At 74.2% G+C, this 19,157-nt stretch carries 17 protein-coding genes; 7 read left to right on the forward strand and 10 right to left on the reverse strand.

Going from position 1 to position 19,157, the window contains the following annotated elements:
* Positions 1–772 (forward strand): FAD-binding domain-containing protein (locus FNX44_RS01830; RefSeq protein WP_194362468.1); only part of this gene is annotated, 772 nt, incomplete at its 5' end.
* A 65-nt stretch (positions 773–837) separates the two neighbouring features.
* Here the strand turns inward: FNX44_RS01830 and FNX44_RS01835 are convergent.
* The 4 genes from FNX44_RS01835 to FNX44_RS01850 are packed head-to-tail and all read right to left on the reverse strand — an operon-like array spanning position 838 to position 5,020.
* Positions 838–1,662 (reverse strand): DUF1295 domain-containing protein, encoded by an 825-nt coding sequence (locus FNX44_RS01835; protein WP_143646126.1) that lies wholly within the window; start codon positions 1,660–1,662, stop codon positions 838–840.
* 6 nt (positions 1,663–1,668) lie between these two features.
* On the reverse strand, positions 1,669–2,937 hold the full coding sequence (locus FNX44_RS01840) for a class I SAM-dependent methyltransferase (RefSeq protein ID WP_143646127.1): 1,269 nt from the start codon (positions 2,935–2,937) through the stop codon (positions 1,669–1,671).
* On the reverse strand, positions 2,934–3,743 hold the full coding sequence (locus FNX44_RS01845) for a DUF1365 domain-containing protein (RefSeq protein ID WP_143646128.1): 810 nt from the start codon (positions 3,741–3,743) through the stop codon (positions 2,934–2,936). The genes FNX44_RS01840 and FNX44_RS01845 overlap by 4 nt, the downstream gene beginning before the upstream one ends.
* Positions 3,740–5,020, reverse strand: a complete 1,281-nt coding sequence (locus tag FNX44_RS01850; RefSeq protein WP_143646129.1) for an NAD(P)/FAD-dependent oxidoreductase — start codon at positions 5,018–5,020, stop codon at positions 3,740–3,742. Before FNX44_RS01850 ends, FNX44_RS01845 begins: the two co-directional genes overlap by 4 nt.
* Positions 5,021–5,243: 223 nt before the next feature.
* On the opposite strand from FNX44_RS01850, the gene FNX44_RS01855 reads away from it, so the two are divergent.
* Together FNX44_RS01855 and FNX44_RS01860 are read left to right on the forward strand one after the other, a co-directional pair.
* The gene (locus FNX44_RS01855) at positions 5,244–6,203 is read left to right on the forward strand and encodes a LysR family transcriptional regulator (RefSeq protein ID WP_143646130.1); all 960 of its coding nucleotides are present in this window, start codon (positions 5,244–5,246) and stop codon (positions 6,201–6,203) included.
* Positions 6,204–6,315: 112 nt separating this feature from the next.
* The gene (locus FNX44_RS01860; RefSeq protein WP_143646131.1) at positions 6,316–7,479 is read left to right on the forward strand and encodes a S1 family peptidase; all 1,164 of its coding nucleotides are present in this window, start codon (positions 6,316–6,318) and stop codon (positions 7,477–7,479) included.
* Between the two features lie 142 nt (positions 7,480–7,621).
* Here the strand turns inward: FNX44_RS01860 and FNX44_RS01865 are convergent, their stop codons facing one another.
* Together FNX44_RS01865 and FNX44_RS01870 are read right to left on the reverse strand one after the other, a co-directional pair.
* Entirely contained in the window at positions 7,622–8,686 is a 1,065-nt protein-coding gene (locus FNX44_RS01865) for an MBL fold metallo-hydrolase (protein ID WP_143646132.1), read from the reverse strand.
* On the reverse strand, positions 8,683–9,858 hold the full coding sequence (locus FNX44_RS01870) for an aminotransferase class I/II-fold pyridoxal phosphate-dependent enzyme (RefSeq protein WP_143646133.1): 1,176 nt from the start codon (positions 9,856–9,858) through the stop codon (positions 8,683–8,685). Before FNX44_RS01870 ends, FNX44_RS01865 begins: the two co-directional genes overlap by 4 nt.
* Before the next feature lie 269 nt (positions 9,859–10,127).
* On the opposite strand from FNX44_RS01870, the gene FNX44_RS01875 reads away from it, so the two are divergent.
* The 4 genes from FNX44_RS01875 (at position 10,128) to FNX44_RS01890 (ending at position 14,042) form a co-directional block, all read left to right on the forward strand.
* The gene (locus FNX44_RS01875) at positions 10,128–11,615 is read left to right on the forward strand and encodes a bifunctional phosphatase PAP2/diacylglycerol kinase family protein (protein ID WP_143646134.1); all 1,488 of its coding nucleotides are present in this window, start codon (positions 10,128–10,130) and stop codon (positions 11,613–11,615) included.
* 75 nt (positions 11,616–11,690) lie between these two features.
* Entirely contained in the window at positions 11,691–12,551 is an 861-nt protein-coding gene (locus FNX44_RS01880; RefSeq protein ID WP_143646135.1) for a class I SAM-dependent methyltransferase, read from the forward strand.
* Positions 12,548–13,489 (forward strand): aminoglycoside phosphotransferase family protein, encoded by a 942-nt coding sequence (locus FNX44_RS01885; RefSeq protein WP_143646136.1) that lies wholly within the window; start codon positions 12,548–12,550, stop codon positions 13,487–13,489. The genes FNX44_RS01880 and FNX44_RS01885 overlap by 4 nt, the downstream gene beginning before the upstream one ends.
* A gap of 130 nt (positions 13,490–13,619) precedes the next feature.
* Complete coding sequence (locus FNX44_RS01890) at positions 13,620–14,042, forward strand: CBS domain-containing protein (RefSeq protein ID WP_143646137.1); 423 nt, start codon at positions 13,620–13,622, stop codon at positions 14,040–14,042.
* Between the two features lie 108 nt (positions 14,043–14,150).
* Here FNX44_RS01890 and FNX44_RS01895 read toward each other — a convergent pair whose 3' ends face one another.
* The 4 genes from FNX44_RS01895 to FNX44_RS01910 all read right to left on the reverse strand — a co-directional run bounded on the left by FNX44_RS01895 (position 14,151) and on the right by FNX44_RS01910 (position 19,007).
* Positions 14,151–16,133, reverse strand: coding sequence for a S9 family peptidase (locus FNX44_RS01895; RefSeq protein WP_153506724.1), 1,983 nt, complete (start codon positions 16,131–16,133; stop codon positions 14,151–14,153).
* Positions 16,134–16,189: 56 nt separating this feature from the next.
* On the reverse strand, positions 16,190–17,584 hold the full coding sequence (locus FNX44_RS01900; protein WP_143646138.1) for a M20/M25/M40 family metallo-hydrolase: 1,395 nt from the start codon (positions 17,582–17,584) through the stop codon (positions 16,190–16,192).
* Entirely contained in the window at positions 17,577–18,407 is an 831-nt protein-coding gene (locus tag FNX44_RS01905) for a M55 family metallopeptidase (RefSeq protein WP_143646139.1), read from the reverse strand. Before FNX44_RS01905 ends, FNX44_RS01900 begins: the two co-directional genes overlap by 8 nt.
* Before the next feature lie 147 nt (positions 18,408–18,554).
* Positions 18,555–19,007, reverse strand: a complete 453-nt coding sequence (locus FNX44_RS01910) for an SRPBCC family protein (RefSeq protein WP_143646140.1) — start codon at positions 19,005–19,007, stop codon at positions 18,555–18,557.
* Positions 19,008–19,157 lie beyond the last annotated feature (150 nt).

The following is a 19,157-nucleotide window of genomic DNA, read 5'->3' on the forward strand; positions in this document are numbered from 1 at the left end:
GGAGTCCGCCGGGCGGGAGCGGTGGCGCCGCTGGCTGGCCGACGGCGTCGACGACTACGAGGACCGGCACGACGATCTGGCCGGTGACGCGACCTCGCGGCTCTCGCCGTACCTGCACTTCGGCTGTCTGTCGGCGGTCGAGTCGGCGGAGCGGGCGCGGCGGCGCGGCGGGGCGGGCGCGGAGGCGTTCGTCCGGCAGCTCGCCTGGCGGGACTTCCACCACCAGGTGCTGGCAGCGCGCCCGCGTACCGCGTTCGAGGACTACCGCGAGCGGGGGGACCGCTGGCGCGGCGAGGGCCCGGAGGTCGAGGCGTGGCGTGCGGGGCGCACGGGTTATCCGATCGTGGACGCGGCGATGCGGCAGTTGCTGCACGAGGGGTGGATGCACAATCGCGGTCGGCTGCTGGCGGCGAGCTTCCTCACCAAGACGCTGTACGTGGACTGGCGGATCGGAGCGGCGCACTTCCTCGGGCTGCTGGTCGACGGCGACGTCGCGAACAACCAGCTGAACTGGCAGTGGGTCGCGGGCACCGGCACCGACACCCGCCCCAACCGGGTGCTCAACCCGCTGGCCCAGGCCAGGCGTTTCGACCCGAACGGCGACTACGTACGGCGCTGGGTCCCGGAGCTGGCCGACGCCGCCGCGCTGCCCGGTGGCCGGGTGCACCAGCCGTGGAAGGCGGCCGACGGGGAACGGCCGGACTATCCCGGCCCGATCGTGTCCCTCGACGAGGGGTCGGCCCGCTTCCGCGACGCGCGCCACCTGGACTGAGGTCCCGGGTCCGTGAGCGCCCACGCCGCCGGTCGCCGTCCGCCGGCGGTGTGGGCGCGGTCCGGCTACCGCCGTGCTCGCCCGGCGGGCTCCCGGCGGGGCGGGAGCGGGAGGAAGCCGCTGGTGCGGGCGGCGTACTCGGCGTAGCCGGGCCTCTCCCGCATGTGCCGTTCCAGCAGGCGCTTGCCGCTGCCGAAGATCAGCAGGTAGCTCATGACCAGCGGGGAGACCGCCACGGCGGCGGCGAGCGCCGGGTCGGGGGCGGTGAGGAGGAACAGGCCCCACCAGAGCAGGAAGTCGCCGAAGTAGCTGGGATGGCGGGTGTAGCGCCACAGGCCGCGGTCCATGATCCGGCCCCGGTTGGCCGGGTCCGCCTTGAAGCGGGCCAACTGGCGGTCGCCGACGGCCTCGAAGAGGATGCCGGCGGTCCACAGCGTCACCGCGCCGACGGCCCAGAGGTCAAGCGCCGCCGGCAGGTAGGCGGCCGCCTGGACGGGCAGCGACACCAGCCACACCAGCGCGCCCTGCAGCAGGTACACCTTGCGGAACGCGTACGCGGTTCGGCTGCCCGGGGCCTTGTCCAGCATGCGCGCGTAGCGCGGGTCCTCGCCGTGGCCGCTCCCCCGGTGGGCGATGTGAGCGGAAAGTCGCAGTCCCCATACTCCGGTGAGCGCGAGGACGAGCAGGCGTCGGCCGTCGTCGCCGAATCCCGCCGAGAGCCGCCAGGAGACGAGGGCGACGGCGGCGAAGGCCAGGCCCCAGGCGACATCCACGATGCGGTGCGTTCCCCTTCGCAGGGCGATCACGAAGGTCACCAGCATCACGGCGATCGCAGCGGCCGCCGAGGCGAGCAGGTTGACGCCCAGCGCGCCCAGGTCCACGTCGGACATGCTCGGTCACCGCCCTTCGGGCACGACGGGTGCGGCGGCCGGGTCGCGCCTGAGCAGGAACTGCTGGAGGTCCAGGTAGCCCGCGCGGAAGCCGGCCTCGGAGTAGGCGAGGTAGAACCGCCACATGCGGCGGAAGACGTCGTCGAAGCCCAGCCGGGCCACCTCGTCGGCACGGGCGGTGAACGCCTCTTCCCACAGCCGCAGCGTCTGCGCGTAGTGCGGTCCGAAGGCGTCCCTGCGGACGGTGTGCAGCCCGTGCGGCAGGCTCGTCTCGACGGCCTCGACGGACGGCAGCTGGCCACCGGGGAAGATGTACTTCCGGATCCAGGTGTGGGTGTCGCGGCTGGCCAGCATCCTGTCGTGCGGCATGGTGATGGCCTGGATCGCGGCAAGCCCGCCCGGACGGAGCAGGGCGTGGACGCGCTCGAAGTAACCGGGCCAGAACTCCGCCCCCACGGCCTCGATCATCTCCACGCTGACCACCGCGTCGTAACGCCCGGTCAGTTCACGGTAGTCGCGCAGTTCGACGCTGACCAGGTCGGCGAGACCGGCTGCGGCGACGCGGCGGCGGGCCAGGTCGCGCTGCTCGGCGGAGAGCGTGACCGTGGTGACCAGGGCTCCTCTGGCCGCCGCGCGGAGGGCCAGTTCGCCCCAGCCGGTGCCGATCTCCAGCAGGTCGGTGCCCGGACCGACCTCGGCCAGGTCGAGCAGCCGGTCGATCTTGCGGTGTTGCGCCTCGACCAGATCGCCGTGGTCCGCGGGCAGGTCGTGGAAGATCCCGGACGAGTAGGTCATCGTCTCGTCGAGGAACAGCGCGAACAGGTCGTTGGAGAGGTCGTAGTGGTGGGCGATGTTCCGCCGGGAGCCGTCGGGAGTGTTGCGGTTGCGGTCCGGTTGCCGAGGTGCCCACAGGCCGCGCAGCCGTTGCAGCGGACCGGGTACGAGCGTGGCGACGTGCTCGGCGAGCACGGTCAGGACGGCGACGAGGTCGGGGGCCTCCCACTCCCCGGCCAGATGGGACTCGCCGAAACCGACAAGGCCGTCGGCCGCGAGCCGGGCGTGGAAGGCGTCGGCGTCCCGCACCTCCAGGGTCGGGCCTCCGGCTCCGAGCCGTCGGCCGTCGGGCATCTCGACACACAGCGGAAGGCGGGCGACCGCGTGGCGCACCAGCAGCGCGGCGGCGCGGCGGGCGGCCCCGGAGGTGGCCGGCACGCGGGCGACGTCCGGCCACCGGTCGGCGTCAATTCCGGGGTGGGTCAGTTGGACGCTGCTCACTTCGTGCTCTCCTTCGTGCGGCGCCGGTCGGCGAGGCGGTGGTGCGGGGAGCGCCGGCGGCGTGGCCGGCGCGCGGGGGACGAAGCCCGCTGCGAACCGGCGGTGTCGGCGCTGCGGGGTTGGATGGACAGCCCGCGCAGCAGCAGCCGGAGGCCGTGCAGTCGGATCGCGGCGGACACCGCGAGCGTGGACCACGGATGGCGGACGGCGGCCGACAGGAGGTTGCGGCTGGTCGGCTGTCTGCGGTGGCCGGCGACGCCGGCGGTGAAGGGCGGGTGGTCCGGCAGTTCGAGGCGCACGCTCAGGGACAGCCGCTCGTCCGGCTCCGGCAGCCGCATGGTGTAGTGGCCCTCGGCCGGGAGGAACGGCGAGACGTAGAACTCCTTGGCTGTCCGCGCCCGGTCCCGCTCGTCGGGTTCCAGCAGGTAGCAGTGGCGGCCGTGGTAGGTGTTGTGCACTTCGGCGACCACGCAGCGGAGCCGGCCGGCGCGGTCGCGGCACCAGTAGAGGGTGAGCGGGTTGAAGACGTACCCGAGTACCCGCGCGTGGCAGAGCATCGTGACCCGGCCGCCTTCGAGGAAGACGCCCCGGTCGGCGAGGAACCGGTCGAGGCCGGCCCTGATGGTGGGGGCGGTTCCGTCGAAGTGGTCGCGGGCGCGGAAGCCGGCGAGCGGCCGCAGCCACCACTGCGGGCGCGGCGGTTCGTCGGGGTCGATCAGCCAGAGGTAGGTGCGGTGCCGCACGGTGTGCTCCACCGCACCGCGCCGCCGGTGGACGACCAGGCAGGGGTACAGGGCGGGGATCACCAGCGCACCCCCATCGCTCCGGCGGCCCGCACCCCGGAAGCGCAGCCGTCCTCGTGGAATCCCCAGCCGTGGTAGGCGCCGGCGAAGGCCGCCTCGGCCGAGTCGAGTTCGGGCAGCCGCCGCTGCGCCGCGACGGACGCCACGGTGTAGACGGGGTGCTCGTAGACCATCTCGGCGAGCACGCGGCCGCGGTCGACGCGGTCGGCGGCGCCCAGCGTGACGAGGTAGCGGTCGGCCGCGTCCAGGCGTTGGAGGCGGTTCATGTCGTAGCTGATCCGCACGCCGTGGTCGCCGTCGTCGCAGTCGGCCATCAGGTAGTTCCACGAGGCGTGGGCACGCCGGCTGCGTGGGAGCACCGAGGTGTCGGTGTGCAGAACGGTCGGGTTGCGGGAGTAGCGGAAGGCGCCGAGCACCTGCTTCTCGGTCGCCGTGGCGTCCGCGAGCAGCCTCAGTGCCTGGTCGGGGTGGACGGCGATCACCACACCGTCGAAGGTCCGCGACTCGTCCGACTCCGTGACGACCTCGGCCCCGCCCGGGAAGCGGCGCACGGTTCGGACGGGGGCGGCGGCGCGCACGGTGTGCAGCCGTTCGGCTGCCCGTCGCACGTACTCGCGGGACCCGCCGGTGACCGTGCGCCAGCGCGGCGATCCGGTGACGCTCAGCATGCCGTGGTTGTCCAGGAAGCGGAACAGGTACTCGGCCGGGTAGTCCAGGGCGGTCCGGGCGGGGCAGGACCACACGGCGGCGACCAGCGGGGCGACGAAGTGCCGGCGGAAGTAGGGGGAGAAGCCGCCGGCGTCGAGGAAGGCACCAAGGGTCCGAGGTGCTTCCTCCGGTGCGGGCGCCGGCCGCTGGAGCAGGGCCCGCGCGCGTCGGTGGAAGAGCGGCACCTCGGCGAACATCCGCAGGGCCCGGGGACGCAGCGACGTCGTCGGCCGGGCGAACAGGCCCGCCGGCCCGCGGGCGCCGGCGTACTCCAGGTCGCAGCCCTCGCAGCGCACGGACATGCTCATCTCGGACTCCTGCGTGTCGACTCCCAACTCGTCGAACAGGCGCAGCAGGGTGGGGTAGGTGCGCCGGTTGTGCACGATGAAGCCGGAGTCGACCCGGTGCGTGCGGCCGTCGGAGCCGGTGACGTCGTGGGTGTGCGCGTGGCCTCCGAGACGCGTGTCGGCCTCGTACAGCCACACCTCGCACTCGCGCCGCAGCACGTGGGCGGCGGTCAGGCCCGCCACTCCCGCGCCGATCACGGCCACCCGCCGGCGTTGTGCCGCCATTGTCCTGCCTTCCGTCCACCGTCAGCGAGCGCCCGGAGGGGCGCCGTCACTGGTGGTTCGGCGCGAGGGGGGTCGGCGGATTGCGTTCGGGGCGGAAAAATCCGCGTGCTTTCGCGGTGGTGCCAGCCGGGCGGTGTTGATCGTTCCATTTGTGCGGTTGCGGTGGAGGCCGGGTCGGCGGACGGACCTTGCCGCCCCCTCACCCTGCCCGTAACGTCACTCCATGGAACTAGAGGTGCGGCATCTGAAGGTAATCCGCGCGATAGACCAGGAAGGCAGCCTGACCAGGGCTGCCACCTCACTCGGGCTCGCCCAGTCGGCACTGAGCGGGCAGTTGAAGCGCATCGAGCGCGCGTTGGGGGGACCCCTCTTCGAGCGTGATCGCGCCGGGGCCAGACCCACCCCGCTGGGCGAGCTGGTGCTCAGCCGGGCACGGGTGCTGGTGCCGGCGATGCGGCAACTCCAGGAGGACGCCACCCGGTTCGCCCAGGGTTGGCAGGACACCTCCCGGTTTCGCATCGGCAGCTCCCACGGCCCGCTGCTGGGCGCGCTGGTGGACCGCCTCGCCAGTGCGCATCCGGAGGCGATGATCAGTACGACCACAAGCTGGTCGACGGTGGAGCTCGCGGAGTGGCTGGCCGAGGGCCGGCTGGACTTCGTGCTCACCGGTGTGTGCGGGCAGGCCACCCCGCCGCGCGGCGACCAGCTGGTGTGGCGGACGGTGGGGCGCGACCCGATCTTCGTCATGCTCGCGGAGGACCATCCGTACGCCGACGAGGAGCGGTTGGAGCTGGGGAAGTTGGCGAACGAACGGTGGGCGAAGGCCCCGGGGGACGGCTGCTTCCGGGACTGCTTCGCCGCCGCCTGCGCCCGGGCCGGCTTCACTCCCGTCTCCTTCTTCGAGGCGGACGCGTCGGCCTGTGTGCAGTTGGTGCAGCTCGGCCGGGCGGTCGGGTTGTGCCGGGCCACCTTCCCGCCGGCGCCCGGGGTGGTGACCGTCCCACTGGTCGGCACGCCGGTGAGCTGGCGTCACCTGCTGGCCCACCACCCGGAGTCGGCGGCCGCCCACACGGCGCCCGCGGTGCTGGCGCACGCGCGGCACGTGCACGCCGAGGCGGCCCGCCGCAATCCCCGCTACGAGCGCTGGCTCGCCGACAACAAACTCTTCGGCACGGCGGGTTGAACGTCCGGTATCCGGATACATCACATCGCGGGAGGGAAGGCTTGGCAGGTACACGCCTTGTCACCCGCTGGCTAGGTTGTGGCTGACCCCCCAACCAAAAGGAGAACCCCACATGCTCCGCAGACGCACAGGCATCGCCGTCGCCGCCGCGGCGGTGACCGCCCTCGGTGTCACCACCCTCCCGAGCATCGCGGGAGCGGCCGAGTCCACCCCCACGGACAAGGCCGCCGAAAGCGCCGTCGAGGGCATCGCCCCGGGCATGCTCAAGGCCCTCGAGCGCGACCTCGGCCTCACCGCCGACCAGGCCAGGACCCGCATCGCCAACGAGGCCGACGCGTTCAAGGCCGAACGCACCCTCCGCAAGGAACTGGGAGCCGACTTCGCCGGTTCCTGGCTCAGCGGCAAGACCTCCACGCTGACCGTCGCGACCACCGACCGAGCCGAGGCCGCCGCCATCGAGCGGGCCGGCGCGAAGGCCGAGGTCGTCCAGCACAGCGTGAAGTCGCTGGAGAAGACCGCGAAGCAGCTGGACAAGGCGATCAACGTCAAGGACGCCAAGGTGGCGCCCGTCTGGTACGTGGACGTCAGGAGCAACAGCGTCGTCGTCCTGTCGGGCAAGCCGGCCGAGGCCCGCAAGCTCGTGGACGCCGCTGGTGTGGACGCCTCCGCCGTGCGCGTGGTGAAGTCCGACGAGCAGCCCCGGACGTTCTACGACGTCGTCGGCGGCGACGCCTACTACATGGGCAGCGGCGGCCGTTGCTCGGTCGGCTTCTCCGTCCGCCAGGGCGGCACGCCCGGCTTCGCGACCGCCGGCCACTGCGGCACCACCGGCACCAGCACCCGCGGCTACAACCAGGTCGCCCAGGGCACCTTCCGCGCCTCGGTCTTCCCCGGCGGGGACGGCGCGTGGGTCGCGGTGAACAGCAACTGGACGCCGCGCCCGTTCGTGCGGGGCACCAGCTCCCGGGTCTCCGGCTCGCAGCAGGCCCCGGTGGGCTCCACCGTCTGCCGCTCCGGCTCGACCACCGGCTGGCACTGCGGCACCATCCAGCAGCACGGCACCTCGGTGACCTATCCGCAGGGCCGGGTCAACAACGTCACCCGCACCTCGGTCTGCGCCGAGCCCGGTGACTCCGGCGGTTCCTTCATCTCCGGCACCCAGGCGCAGGGTGTGACCTCCGGCGGCTCGGGCAACTGCCGGACCGGCGGCACCACCTACTACCAGCCGATCAACCCGATCCTCAACACCTGGAACCTGACGCTGGTCACCAGCTGACGGCCGGACTCGTCCCCAGTCACGACCGGGGCCCGCAGGCCGGGCCCCGGTACGCCGCCCGCCCGACCGGACCAGGTCGGGCGGGCGGGCGGCCATTCGTCCCGAGGCGCTTCCGCCGGGACATTCCCTCCCGGGGAGCCGGTCAGTCCAGCACGGCGGAGGCGCCCACGGGCAGGTCCCACAGGTCCTCGACGGGCCGTCCGGCCTCCGCCCACGCGGCCCGGGTCCTGCTGAGCGGTTCCAGCGGGGGTTCCGCCGAGAGGATGAACGTCGCCCAGTGCATCGGCGCCATCCGCCGGGCCCCGACGTCGAGGGTGGCTCGGACCGCCTCCTCCGGGTCGGTGTGCACCGGCCGCAGCATCCAGCGCGGCGCGTACGCCCCGATCGGCATCAGCGCCAGATCGATGTCCGGGTGGCGGTCGCCGATCTCGGAGAACCAGTGCCCGTAGCCGGTGTCCCCGGCGAAGTAGACCCGGTGCCGCTCGGAGCTGACGATCCAGCCTCCCCACAGCGACCGGCAGGTGTCCCACAGTCCGCGCTTGGACCAGTGGTGCGCGGGCACGAAGTCGAAACGCACCCGCCCGCCGTCCGGTGCGGGCAGCTCCGCGGCCTCCCACCAGTCGAGCTCCACGACCCGGGTGAAGCGCCGCCGGCGGCACCAGGCGCCGAGCCCGGCCGGGACGAACATCGGGGTGTCCCGCGGCAGCCGGCTCAACGTGGGGGCGTCGAGGTGGTCGTAGTGGTTGTGGGAGATGACCACGGCGTCGACGGGAGGCAGCTCCGCCCAGGGCACACCGGGCGGGGTGAGCCGGGAGGGCGTGCCCAGGATGCGGCGGGACCACACCGGGTCGGTGAGCACGGTGAGCCCGCCCGTGCGCAGCACCCAACTGGCGTGTCCGGCCCAGGTCACCGAGGTTTGGCCGACGTCCGGAACGGGCAGCGGAGCCGGCCGGTAGGGCAGCTCCCGCGCCTGCGCGAGGGCAGCCGAGGGCGGGCGCAACGCGCGGGTCCGCATGGCCCGCAGCAGCGTGCCGGGACCGGGCAGCGGGCTGGTGAGCCGGTCGGCGAAGCTCCGGGGCCAGGTCCGTCGTTCGCCCGGGGGACGGGGCGCGACCGGGCGCGGCGAGCCGTCCGCACGTGGGGGCGCGCCCTTCGACGGGACGTTCTTCGGGCCAGTGGTGTCCGCCTGATCGGTCTGTTCGGTCATCGGTTCCCCTCGGCTCTGTTGTCCTCCCCAGTCTGCCCCGGGGCCACACCGACTCGCGCGCCCGGCGCCTCCGCGGGGCTCCCGCCTGCGGTCCCACCAGCCAGCTCGCGAAGAGTCGTGACCAGGTCGGGGCCGTGGGCGGGCGGCGGCGCGGTGGGCAGGCGCACCCGCAGCAGCCGCGGGTCGTCGCCGAACCGGTGGCCGCCGTGTGCCAGGCCGCCGCCGCCCGAGCGCAGCGCGGTCTCCAGGCTCAGGGCGTCGGTCACGCCGGACACCGCCAGGCGGCCCCGCAGCGGTTCGAGGTCGGCGTAGAGGAAGCGGCCCACGGTCGCCGGTCGGCACAGCGCGCCGAGTTCGGTGAGCAGGCCGTGCAGGGTGGCGGCGCGGACCGCGTGGTCGTCGTTGTCGGCGGTCAACTCCCGCTGCAGGGCGACCGGTTCCTCCAGTGCCCGGGCGGCCTCCCGCAGGGCGCGCTCCGAGGGCGCCACCGCCAGCGCCGCCAGGGCCGCGACCACGCGTTCGCGGAGCGCGCGGCCGCTCTCACCGGCCGGGAAGCGGGCGCACGCCAGCGCCGGCCCTGACACCAGTAGAGCGGCGCGCAGGTCGAGCAGGACAACGGCGTCGCCCCGCAGGTCGCCGGCGGCCGCGGGCGGTCGGCCGTCGTCGGCGGGGTGCAGGATCTCCGCCGGGCTGACGAGCACGGTCTCGTGGGCTGCCAGCCGGGTGTCACGCCAGCTCTCGTCGCTGACGACCAGCAGGCCGTGGTCGGCGGCCACCTCGCACACTTCGTGCAGCAGTTCGGGCGGCGCCGCCGTGCCGGTCGGATCGTCGGCCACGGACAGCAGCAGCACGCGGGGATCGCCTCCGGCGGCCCGTGCCCTGCGTACCGTCTCCAGCAGCGCGATGGGGTCGGGCACGCCGCCGCTCTCCGCGCTGATCGGCACGGGGTGCACCGGCCGGTCCAACAGCCGGGCCTGCGGAACGTACCACTGGGCGCACGGGCGGGTGACCAGTACGCCGCGCGGTCCCGCGGCGGCCAGCACGGCGAGCAGCAGGACCGGGGCGCCGGGCGCTAGGGCCACCTGGTCGCCGGTCGTCTCCAGGCCGCGGCGCCGCCAGTAGTCGCAGGCCGCGGCCAGGCACTCGGCCTCCTGGCGCCCGTTGGTCCGCATCCGGCCTCCTCCCGCCCGCCGGGCCCACCGGTGCGCCGACGGGTCGGCGGTGCCGGGGCGCGGCCGTGGCACGGGTGAACCGCGTCGGCAGGCGGTCCCGCCTGCTGTTCTCCACCTTCGCAGACCCGACCGGCCCCCGCAGCCGGGTGCCCGGCGCCGCGCGGGGGCGCGTCTCGACGTCTCGTCCGCACCGGTTCGGCGGACACCGCTTCGGCGTACTTCCCGTGTCCGCCCGGGATGGCCCGGCCCCGGACGGGTAACCGATCGCAATGGGCAACGCACTGAGCAGACTGGACCGTGCGGCGTTCGCGCTGGTGGCCCGGCACCACTGGCCGGGCGCCGACCGGGTGCTGCCGCGGCTCAGCCGCGCGGCGAACCACGGCGTGCTGTGGCTGGGCGCGGCGGCTGGTATGGCGGCCGTCGCACCGGGCGCGCGGCGGGCGGCGCTGCGCGGGGTGGCCTCCCTGGCGCTCGCCTCGGCGGTCACCAACACCGTCGGCAAGCGGACGGTACGGCGGGCGCGGCCGGTGCTGGACGCGGTGCCGCTGGTGCGTCGGCTCGGCCGGCAGCCGCTGACCACGTCCTTCCCCTCGGGCCACTCGGCCTCGGCGGCGGCCTTCGCCACCGGGGTGGCGCTGGAGTCCGCCGGATGGGGCGCGGCGGTGGCGCCGCTGGCGGCGTCGGTGGCGTTCTCCAGGGTCTACACCGGCGTGCACTACCCGGCGGACGTGGTCGCCGGCGCGGCCCTCGGGGTGACGGCGGCGCTTGTCGTGCGCCGACTCGTGCCGAGCCGCCTCACTCCACCGGAGGTACGGCGGGTGGCGCCCGTCCCCCGGTTGCCGGGTGGGCGGGGGCTGGTGGTCGTGGCGAACCTCGGATCGGGCGCCTCGGGGGCCGGGGAGGACGTGGAGCCGGGCGCGCTGGTGCGGGCGGCCCTGCCGGCCGCCGAGGTGCTGGAGTGCGGGGTGTCCGGCGGTCCGACGGTGCCGGAGGCCCTCGCGGAGGCGGCGCGGCGGGCGAAGGAGGCGGGCGGCGCGCTCGGGGTGTTCGGCGGTGACGGCACGGTCAGCGCGGCCGCCCGGACGGCCCTCGCGCACGACCTGCCGCTGGCGGTGCTGCCGGGCGGCACGCTGAACCACTTCGCGGGCGACCTGGGGACAGCAACACCGGCGGACGTGTCCCGGGCCGTGGAGGCGGGCGAGGCGGTGGCGGTGGACGTGGGGCGGTTCGGCGAGGACGGGCACTTCGTCAACACGTTCGCGCTCGGCGTCTACCCGGAGCTGGTCCGGGAGCGGGAGCGGTGGTCTCCGCGGGTCGGGTCGTGGCCGGCGGGGGTGATCGCCGCCTGGCGGGTGCTGCGCGAGTGCCGCCCGGTGGAGCTGACGGTGAACGGCCGCCGGCACCAGGTGTGGCTGCTGTTCGCCGGGAACTGCCGCTACGAGGGTCTGGGGCTCGCCCCGCAGCGGCGCGCCGATCTGGCGGACGGGCTGCTGGACGTGCGGGTGGCGCACGCCGGGCGCTGGGCGAGGACGCGGCTGCTCGCCGGGGCGCTCGCCGGCACCCTGCACCGCTCCCCGGTGCACGGCGCGGCGCTGGTGGGCCGGCTGCGCGTCGAGGGGATCGAGCCGGGCACCCGTCTGGCGTACGACGGCGAGGTGGCGGAGGCGCCGTCCGCCCTGGTGTTGGAGAAGCGGCGGGAGGCGCTGCGGGTCTACTGCCCGCATGCGACGACGCGACTGTCCGCCACGCCGCTGTAGTCGACGACCACCACCAACTGACCACTATGCAAGACGTTTTCGTCCACCATTCGGAATCGCCGCTAGGCTGCGGCCATGACTGACAAGACCGTCGAGTACGTCCACGGCCACCCCGAATCCGTACTGCGCAGCCATCGTTGGCGAACGGCGGCCAACTCCGCCGGCTATCTGCTGTCCGACCTGCGCCCGGGCCTGGACCTCCTGGACGTCGGCTGCGGGCCGGGCACCATCACCGTGGAGCTGGCCGAACTGGTCGCGCCGGGGCGGGTCGTCGCGGTCGACGCCGAGGCGGAGGTGCTGGCCGCCGCGCGCGAGCACGCCGCCCGACGCGGCCTGACAGGCGTGGAGTTCACCAGCGCCCGGGTGGAGTCGCTGCCGTTCCCCGACGACTCGTTCGACGTGGTGCACGCCCACCAGGTCCTGCAGCACGTCGGCGACCCGGTGCGGGCGCTGCGGGAGATGCGGCGGGTGTGCCGGCCCGGCGGTCTGGTCGCGGTGCGCGACGCGGACTACGCCGCGATGGCCTGGTACCCGGAGCTGCCCGAACTGGACGACTGGCTGGGGCTGTACCGCCGGGTGGCACGCGCCGCAGGCGGAGAACCGGACGCCGGACGACGGCTGCTCGCCTGGGCGCGTGCGGCGGGCTACGACAACGGCGGCGAACTGCTGCCCTCCGCGTCCGTGTGGTGCTTCTCCGGCGAGGACGACCGCGCCTGGTGGGGCGGGCTGTGGGCGGACCGCACGGTCGAACCCGACTACGCCACCCGGGTGACGGACGGCGGCCACGGCACTTCGGCGGAGCTGTCCGGCATCGCCGACGCCTGGCGGCGCTGGCGTCGCCACCCCGACGCCTGGTTCTCCGTACTCCACGGCGAGCTGCGCCACCGGCTGCCGCGCACGGGCACGGGCACCGGGCTCAGCGGGCGGCCGGAGTGAGCACCGCGCCCGGTGTCCCCCTCGCGTCCCCGCTGGTCGCGACCCTCGCCCGGCACGAGGCGGGACGCCAGTGGCTACGACAACTGCCGGGCCTGGTCGCCGACTACCAGGCCCGTTGGCGGCTGCGGATCGGCGCGCCCTTCACCGGCGGCAGCTGCTCCTGGGCCGCTCCGGTACACCGCGAGGACGGCAGCACGGCGGTGCTCAAGGTGACCTGGCCGCATCCGGAGGCGGCCGGTGAGGCGGCGGCGCTGCGGCACTGGGCCGGGGCCGGCACGGTGCGGCTGCTCGAAGCGGACGAGCGCCGGTACGCGCTGCTTCTCGAGCGGTGCGAGCCGGGTACCGCGCTCGACGCCGGTCCGCCGCCGCACGGAAGCCGCGTCGCGGTCGAGCGGCTACGAACGGGCGGCGCGCTGCTGGCCGAGCTGTGGCGGGTCGGCGGCGATGCCCCGGGCGGCGTCGCGGAGTTGGCGGCGGTGTGCGCCTCGTGGGCAACGCTGGCCGAGGAGCGCGCGGACCGGCTGGCGGCGCGGTTCGCCCCTCGCGTGGACCCGGGCCTGTCCGCGCTGGGCGCGCGGCTGTTGCGCGAGCTGCCCGGCTCGTCCGGTCGACACGTTCTGCTGCACGGCGACTTCAATCCCGGCAACGTGCTCGCGGCCGAGCGTCGACCGTGGCTGGTGATCGACCCGAAGCCGATGGTGGGCGACCCCGCCTACGACCCCTGGCCGCTGATCGAGCAGATGGCGACCGACCGGCCGCTCGGTGAGCGCTTCGCGGTCGTGGCGGACGCCTGTGGGCAGCCTCGGGACCGGCTTGCCGCCTGGGCGCTGGCACGCACCGTGGAGTACGCCTGGTGGGCGGCCGACCACGGCGACGCCGAGGAGTGCGCGGACGCCCTCGCGCTGCTTCCCGTACTGGCCCGGCTCGCCGACCGCTGAGGTTCGCCGGCGCTGAGGGCGGCCGGGCGGTGGTCGCCCGCCGCGCCGACCGCTGCGGTTGCCGGGGTCCGGGTGCGGACGGACGATGGAAACGCCGCGCGACGTCCCTCGCGGCATTTGGAGGTAGGACATGACCACTGCCAAGGACATCATGCACCCCGGTGCGCAGTGGATTCCGGCAACCGAGACCCTCGACCGCGCCGCCCAGCTGATGCGGGACCTCGACGTCGGCGCGCTACCGGTGAGTGACGCCGACGAGCGCCTGTGCGGGATCGTCACGGACCGCGACATCGTGGTCAAGTGTGTCGCCGCGGGCCATGATCCGGCCAACACGACCTGCGAGGAGTTGTGCGCGGGCACGCCACGCTGGATCGACGCGGGCGCGGACATCAGCGAGGTCCTGGACGAGATGCGCAGCCACCAGATCAAGCGGCTGCCGGTCATCGAGAACAAGCGGCTGGTAGGCATGATCAGCGAGGCCGACCTCGCGCACCACCTGTCGGACGACCAGATCGCGGCCTTCGTGGAGAGTGTCTACTCGCAGTCCCGCTGAACGGCCGGGCGGTGTCCCGACCGCCGCAACGCCCTCACCCCCTGGGCCCGCCGCCGGCCCGCGAACGATGTCCCGCCGGCGGCGGGCCCCACTCTTCACGCCCGGCGCTCACCCTCCGCGTTCGATGCCGAACACCTGCCGGTACAAGGCGAGTTCGGCCTCCAGCGCGCGAACTACGGTGTCCTGCCGACGGAACCCGTGGCCCTCGCCCTCGAAGGTGAGGTACGTGTGCGGCGACCTCACCCGGTCGAGCGCGGCGAGGAAGCGCTCGCACTGCTCGGGCGGGCAGACCGCGTCGTCGAGTCCCTGGAGCAGCAGGAACGGCACGCGGACCCGGTCGGCCCGGCGCACCGGCGAACGCTCCCGGTAGCGCGCGGCGGCGGTGTCGGGCGGCCCGATCAACGACGTCAGGTAGTGCGACTCGAGGTCGTGGGTGACCTCCGCGAAGCTGCTCGGGTCCAGTACCGGATAGCTGATCACCGCCCCCGCGTAAAGCCCCTCGGTGGCGGGCGAGACCAGCGAGCAGGCCGCCGTCCAGCCGCCGGCGCTGCCGCCGCGGATCGCCAGCCGGTCGCGGTCGGCCACGCCCTCGTCGGCCAGCGCCCTGGCCACCGCCGCGCAGTCCTCCACGTCCGCCACGCCCCACTCGCCGCGCAGCCGCTCCCGGTAGGCGCGGCCGTAGCCCGTGGAACCGGCGTAGTCGACCTGGACGACGCCGATGCCGCGCGAGGTGAAGTAGGCGATCTCCAGGTCGAGCACCTGCGGGGCACGCCCGGTGGGCCCGCCGTGCGCCCACACCACGTACGGCGGCGCCTCCTCGTCGGCGGCGGCGTAGTGCGGGTGGTGCGGCGGGTGGAGGTGCGCGTGCACGGTGCGTCCGCCGGGGCCGGTGAACGTGCGAAGCCGCGGATCGGGGTAATAGGCGGGATCGACGACGTCGTGGTGTTCCTCGGCGACCACCCGGGCGTGTCCGGTCGCGGTGTCGAGTTCGACGATCTCGGGGCCGGAGCGCGGGCTCGCGGCGACGCCGAAGAGGCGATCGCCGACGACGGCGAGGGTGGACGCCCACTCGGTCCAGTCCCCCGGCGCGTCGACGAGGTGGCCGTCGGACGGGTCGAGGACGCCCAGGCGGGCCGCGCCGCGTCCGTGCAGGACGGCCAGCAGCCCGTCCGGCAGCGTGGCGAACCAGCGTTGGCCCGGCTTCCAGAGCGCGTCGGCGAACTCCTCCTGCCGGGCGCAGAGGTTGACCGGCGGCCCGCCGTCGAGCGGCACCCGGTGCGGGTTCCACCAGCCGGTGCGGTCGCTGACCGCCAGGAGGGTGCCGTCGGCGGCCCAGTCGGCCTGCGCGACTGCCTCGGACGGGCCGCCGAGCAGCGTACGCGGGGTCCCGACGACGGTACGGGTGCCGCCGGTGTCGAGTTCGGCGAGCCGCAGCAGGGTGCTCTCCCACGGCATGCGGGGATGGTCCCAGGTGAGCCACAGCAGGTGCCGGCCGTCCGGGGAGCGCCGGGGCCCGGCGAGGAAGTGCCCGTCGACGACCAACTCCCGCAGCGCGCCCGGGTCGTGCGCGGCGGAGCCGTCGAGCGGGACGGCGACCAGCGCGCGTCGCACGTCGGTGGGCCGGTCCCCGGTGAACTCCTCCCGCACACACCACACTTCGCCGAGATCGGGCAGCAGCAGCGGATCGACGTAGCGCGGGCCGCCGCCGCGCCCGGCGGGCGGGGTGAGCGGGCGGGGCGCGCGGCGCTGCTCGGGGCCGTCCGGTTCGAAGGCGTACAGGCGCTGGTCGGCGAAGTGGCAGAAGACGACAAGCGGGCCGTCCTGCTCGCGGGACTGTCCGGCGAAGGGCTGGCCGCCGTACTCGGTGAAGCGGCTGCGGACGTTCCAGGGCGGCGGCAGTTCCGAGCGTGCCCGGCCGTCGGGGGTCAGCCGCAGCAGCGCGCGGCGACCGTCCTCGGCGGGGCGCGGCGCGGTCCACCACAGCTCCTCCCCCACCGCGGTCAGGTACTCCGGCCGGCCGTCGCGCGCGGCGACCAGCGCCGCGTCGATCGGCGACGGCCAGGTGCCGTAGCGGGCATGGCTGATCGACATCGGCTGTGGTCCCTTCTCGGGCTCGCCGCGGTGCTCGCGGGCGGTCGGCGCTCCTTCTAGAGGGCGAGCAGGGCCCGGTTGAGCACGCGGACGCCGAAGTGCAGTGCGTCGACCGGGACCCGTTCGTCGACGCCGTGGAACATCGCGGCGTAGTCGTAGCCGGGTGGCAGCCGCAGCGGCGAGAAGCCGTAGCCGAGTACGCCCAGTCGCGCGAAGTGCTTGGCGTCGGTGCCGCCGGACATGCAGTACGGGACGGCGTGCGCGCCCGGGTCGAAGTGTTCGATGGCCTCGCGGAGCACGGCGAAGGTGGCCGTGTCCACCGGGGCCTCGAGCGGGATCTCACGGTGGTAGTAGTCCCAGTCGACGTGCGGGCCGGTGAGCGCGTCGAGGGTGGCGTTGAACTCCGCCTCGCCACCGGGCAGTACCCGGCCGTCGACGAGCGCGCGGGCGGCCCCGGGGATGACGTTGACCTTGCCGCCCGCGTCCAGCGCGGTGGGGTTGGCGCTGTTGCGCACGGTCGGTGCGACGAGCGCGGCCGCGACCGGGCCGAGCCGGTCGAGCAGGGCGTCGAGGGCGGCGTCGTCGAAGCCGGGGTCGTCGAGGTCGGGTGGGGTGAGCCCGCGGAGTTCGGCGAGCGCGGTCAGGCTCGCCCGTACGGTGTCGGTCAGCCGCAGCGGCCAGCGGTGCTCGGCGATCCGGTGCACGGCCGCCGCGAGGCGGCTGACCGCGTTCTCCCGGTTGATCTTGGAGCCGTGGCCGGCGCGGCCGCGCGCGGTGAGCCGCAGCCAGGCCGTGCCGCGTTCGCCGGCGGCCACCGGGTAGAGCCGCAGACCGCCGTCGGCGTGCACGGTGAAGCCGCCCGCCTCGCTCAGGCCCTCGGTGCAGCCCTCGAAGAGGTCGGCGTGCTGATCGACGAGGTAGGCGGCGCCGAACTCGGCGCTGTCCTCCTCGTCGGCGGTGAAGGCGAGGACGACGTCCCGGCGGGGGCGCACTCCGGTGCGGCTCCAGGCGCGCACGACGGCGAGCAGCATCGCGTCCATGTTCTTCATGTCGATCGCGCCGCGGCCCCAGACGACGCCGTCGCGTACCTCGCCGGAGAACGGGTGGACGGTCCACTCGGCGGGGTCGGCGGGCACCACGTCGAGGTGGCCGTGCAGCAGCAGCGCGTCAGCGGTGGGGTCGGTGCCCGGCACCCGGGCGACGACGTTGGCCCTGCCGCGCGCCTTCTCCAGCAGGACCGGTTCCAGTCCGGCGTCCGCCAGGCGCTCGGCCACGTACTCGGCGGCCGGGCGTTCGTGGCCCCGGCCGGCTCCCCGGTTGGTGGTGTCCAGGCGGATCAGGTCGGAGGTGAAGTCGACGACCTCCAGCAGCGCCCGGTCGTCGATACCGGCCTGGGGCAGCGCCCTCGGTCGCGCGAGGGGGTCCGTCGGATCGACCACTGATTCAGCCATAGGTTTCCTCCACGGCGGCCGAGACGATGGTGGTGACCGCTTTGAAGCAGCGGATGCCCCGGTACATGTCGGGGGCGGTGTAGGCGACCCGGCACTCGCCCGTGCGGCGCACGCCCGGTACCAGGGTCGCGGCTCCGGCGAGGTGTTCGGCGTCGAACTCCAGGGCGATCTCGTGGCTCTCGCTGACGGGTTCGACGCGTCGTGCCAGCGCGGTCGCCGCGGCCGCGGCGGCGTGCACGTCGGCGGCGGTGCGCTCCGGGGTGCGGCAGATCGCGGCGTAGCGCGAGACGTACTCCTTGACCGCGACGGTGTGCGCGTGCGGGGCGTAGCCCTTGGCGTCCTCGCAGGTCCGGTCGTCGCCGGTGACCAGGACGACGGGCACGCCGTACTCGGCGGCGACCAGGGCGTTCAGCAGCCCCTCGCTCGCCAGGGTGCCGTCCACCCAGACGCCGGTGACGGAGTTGGCGAGGTAGGTGTGGGCGAGCACGCCCTCGGTGCCGGCGCCGGTGTGGTAGCCGACGAAGGCGACGCCGTCGACGTCGCCGCGCTGGACGCCCTCGACCATCGAGAGGTCCTTGTGGCGGCCGGTCAGCATGCGTACGCGGTTGTCGAGTTGTTCGAGCAGGAGGTTGCGCATCGTCCAGTGCGCCTCGTTCACCAGCACCTCGTCGGCGCCGCCCGCCAGGAAGCCGGTCGCGGCCGCGTCCACGTCGCCGGTGAACATCGTCCGGCAGCGCTCCCACTGGGGAGTGCCGGGCAGCACGTCGGCAGGGCAGGTGACACCGGTGGCACCCTCCATGTCGGCGCTGATGAGGATCTTCATACGCGGCAACGTTACGCGCCGCGCGGTGCCGGGTGAAGTGTTCGGCACCGCGCGGCGCGTACCCTTCGCGAGGTCGCCGCAACACCACCCGAAGTGGTGACAGGTCGCGTCGTCCCGCCCATCCGGGCGTGCGGGGCTTGTTCGGACCTACCGGCCCTGCTTCTCCATCTCCGCGGCGAGATTGGCCAGAAGTTCGTCGTGGATGCGGGCCAGCCCCTTGGGGGCGAAGGTCCGCTCGAAGAAGCCGCCGATGCCGCCGGCGCCGTTCCACACCGTGGTGACGACCACCTTGGCCCGGCCGGTACCGGCGGGGGTGACGACCCAGGTGGTCACCATGGAGGAGTTGCGGTCCTTCTCCACCAGCTGGCCGTCGGTGGGCTCGCTGACCTCGATCAGGCAGTCGCGCACGCGCTTGCTGGTCGCCTGGAGCTTCCAGTGGACCAGGGTGCCCTCGCCGTCGCCGCCTTCCCGCACCTCGTACTCGCTGTAGTGGGCGGGCAGGACCTTGCCGCGGACACCGCTGTAGTCCGCGAGGGCGTCGAAGACATCGTCGGGGTCGGCTGCGATCTCGCGCTGCGTCGTGGCCTCGACCTGTGCCATTGGGCTCCTCCTGTGCTGGTCCTCGGCCCGCCGTCGCGGGCCGGGCGGGCCCGGGCGGGCCCCACTGGTGTCGGGGTTCATCCCATCACCCGGACGCCGACCGCCCAAATCCGGCTTGACAGCATTCGCTCGAACGAGTGTTCTAATCAG

The sequence above is a fragment of the Streptomyces alkaliterrae genome, assembly GCF_007097205.2.
Lineage (GTDB): Bacteria > Actinomycetota > Actinomycetes > Streptomycetales > Streptomycetaceae > Streptomyces > Streptomyces alkaliterrae.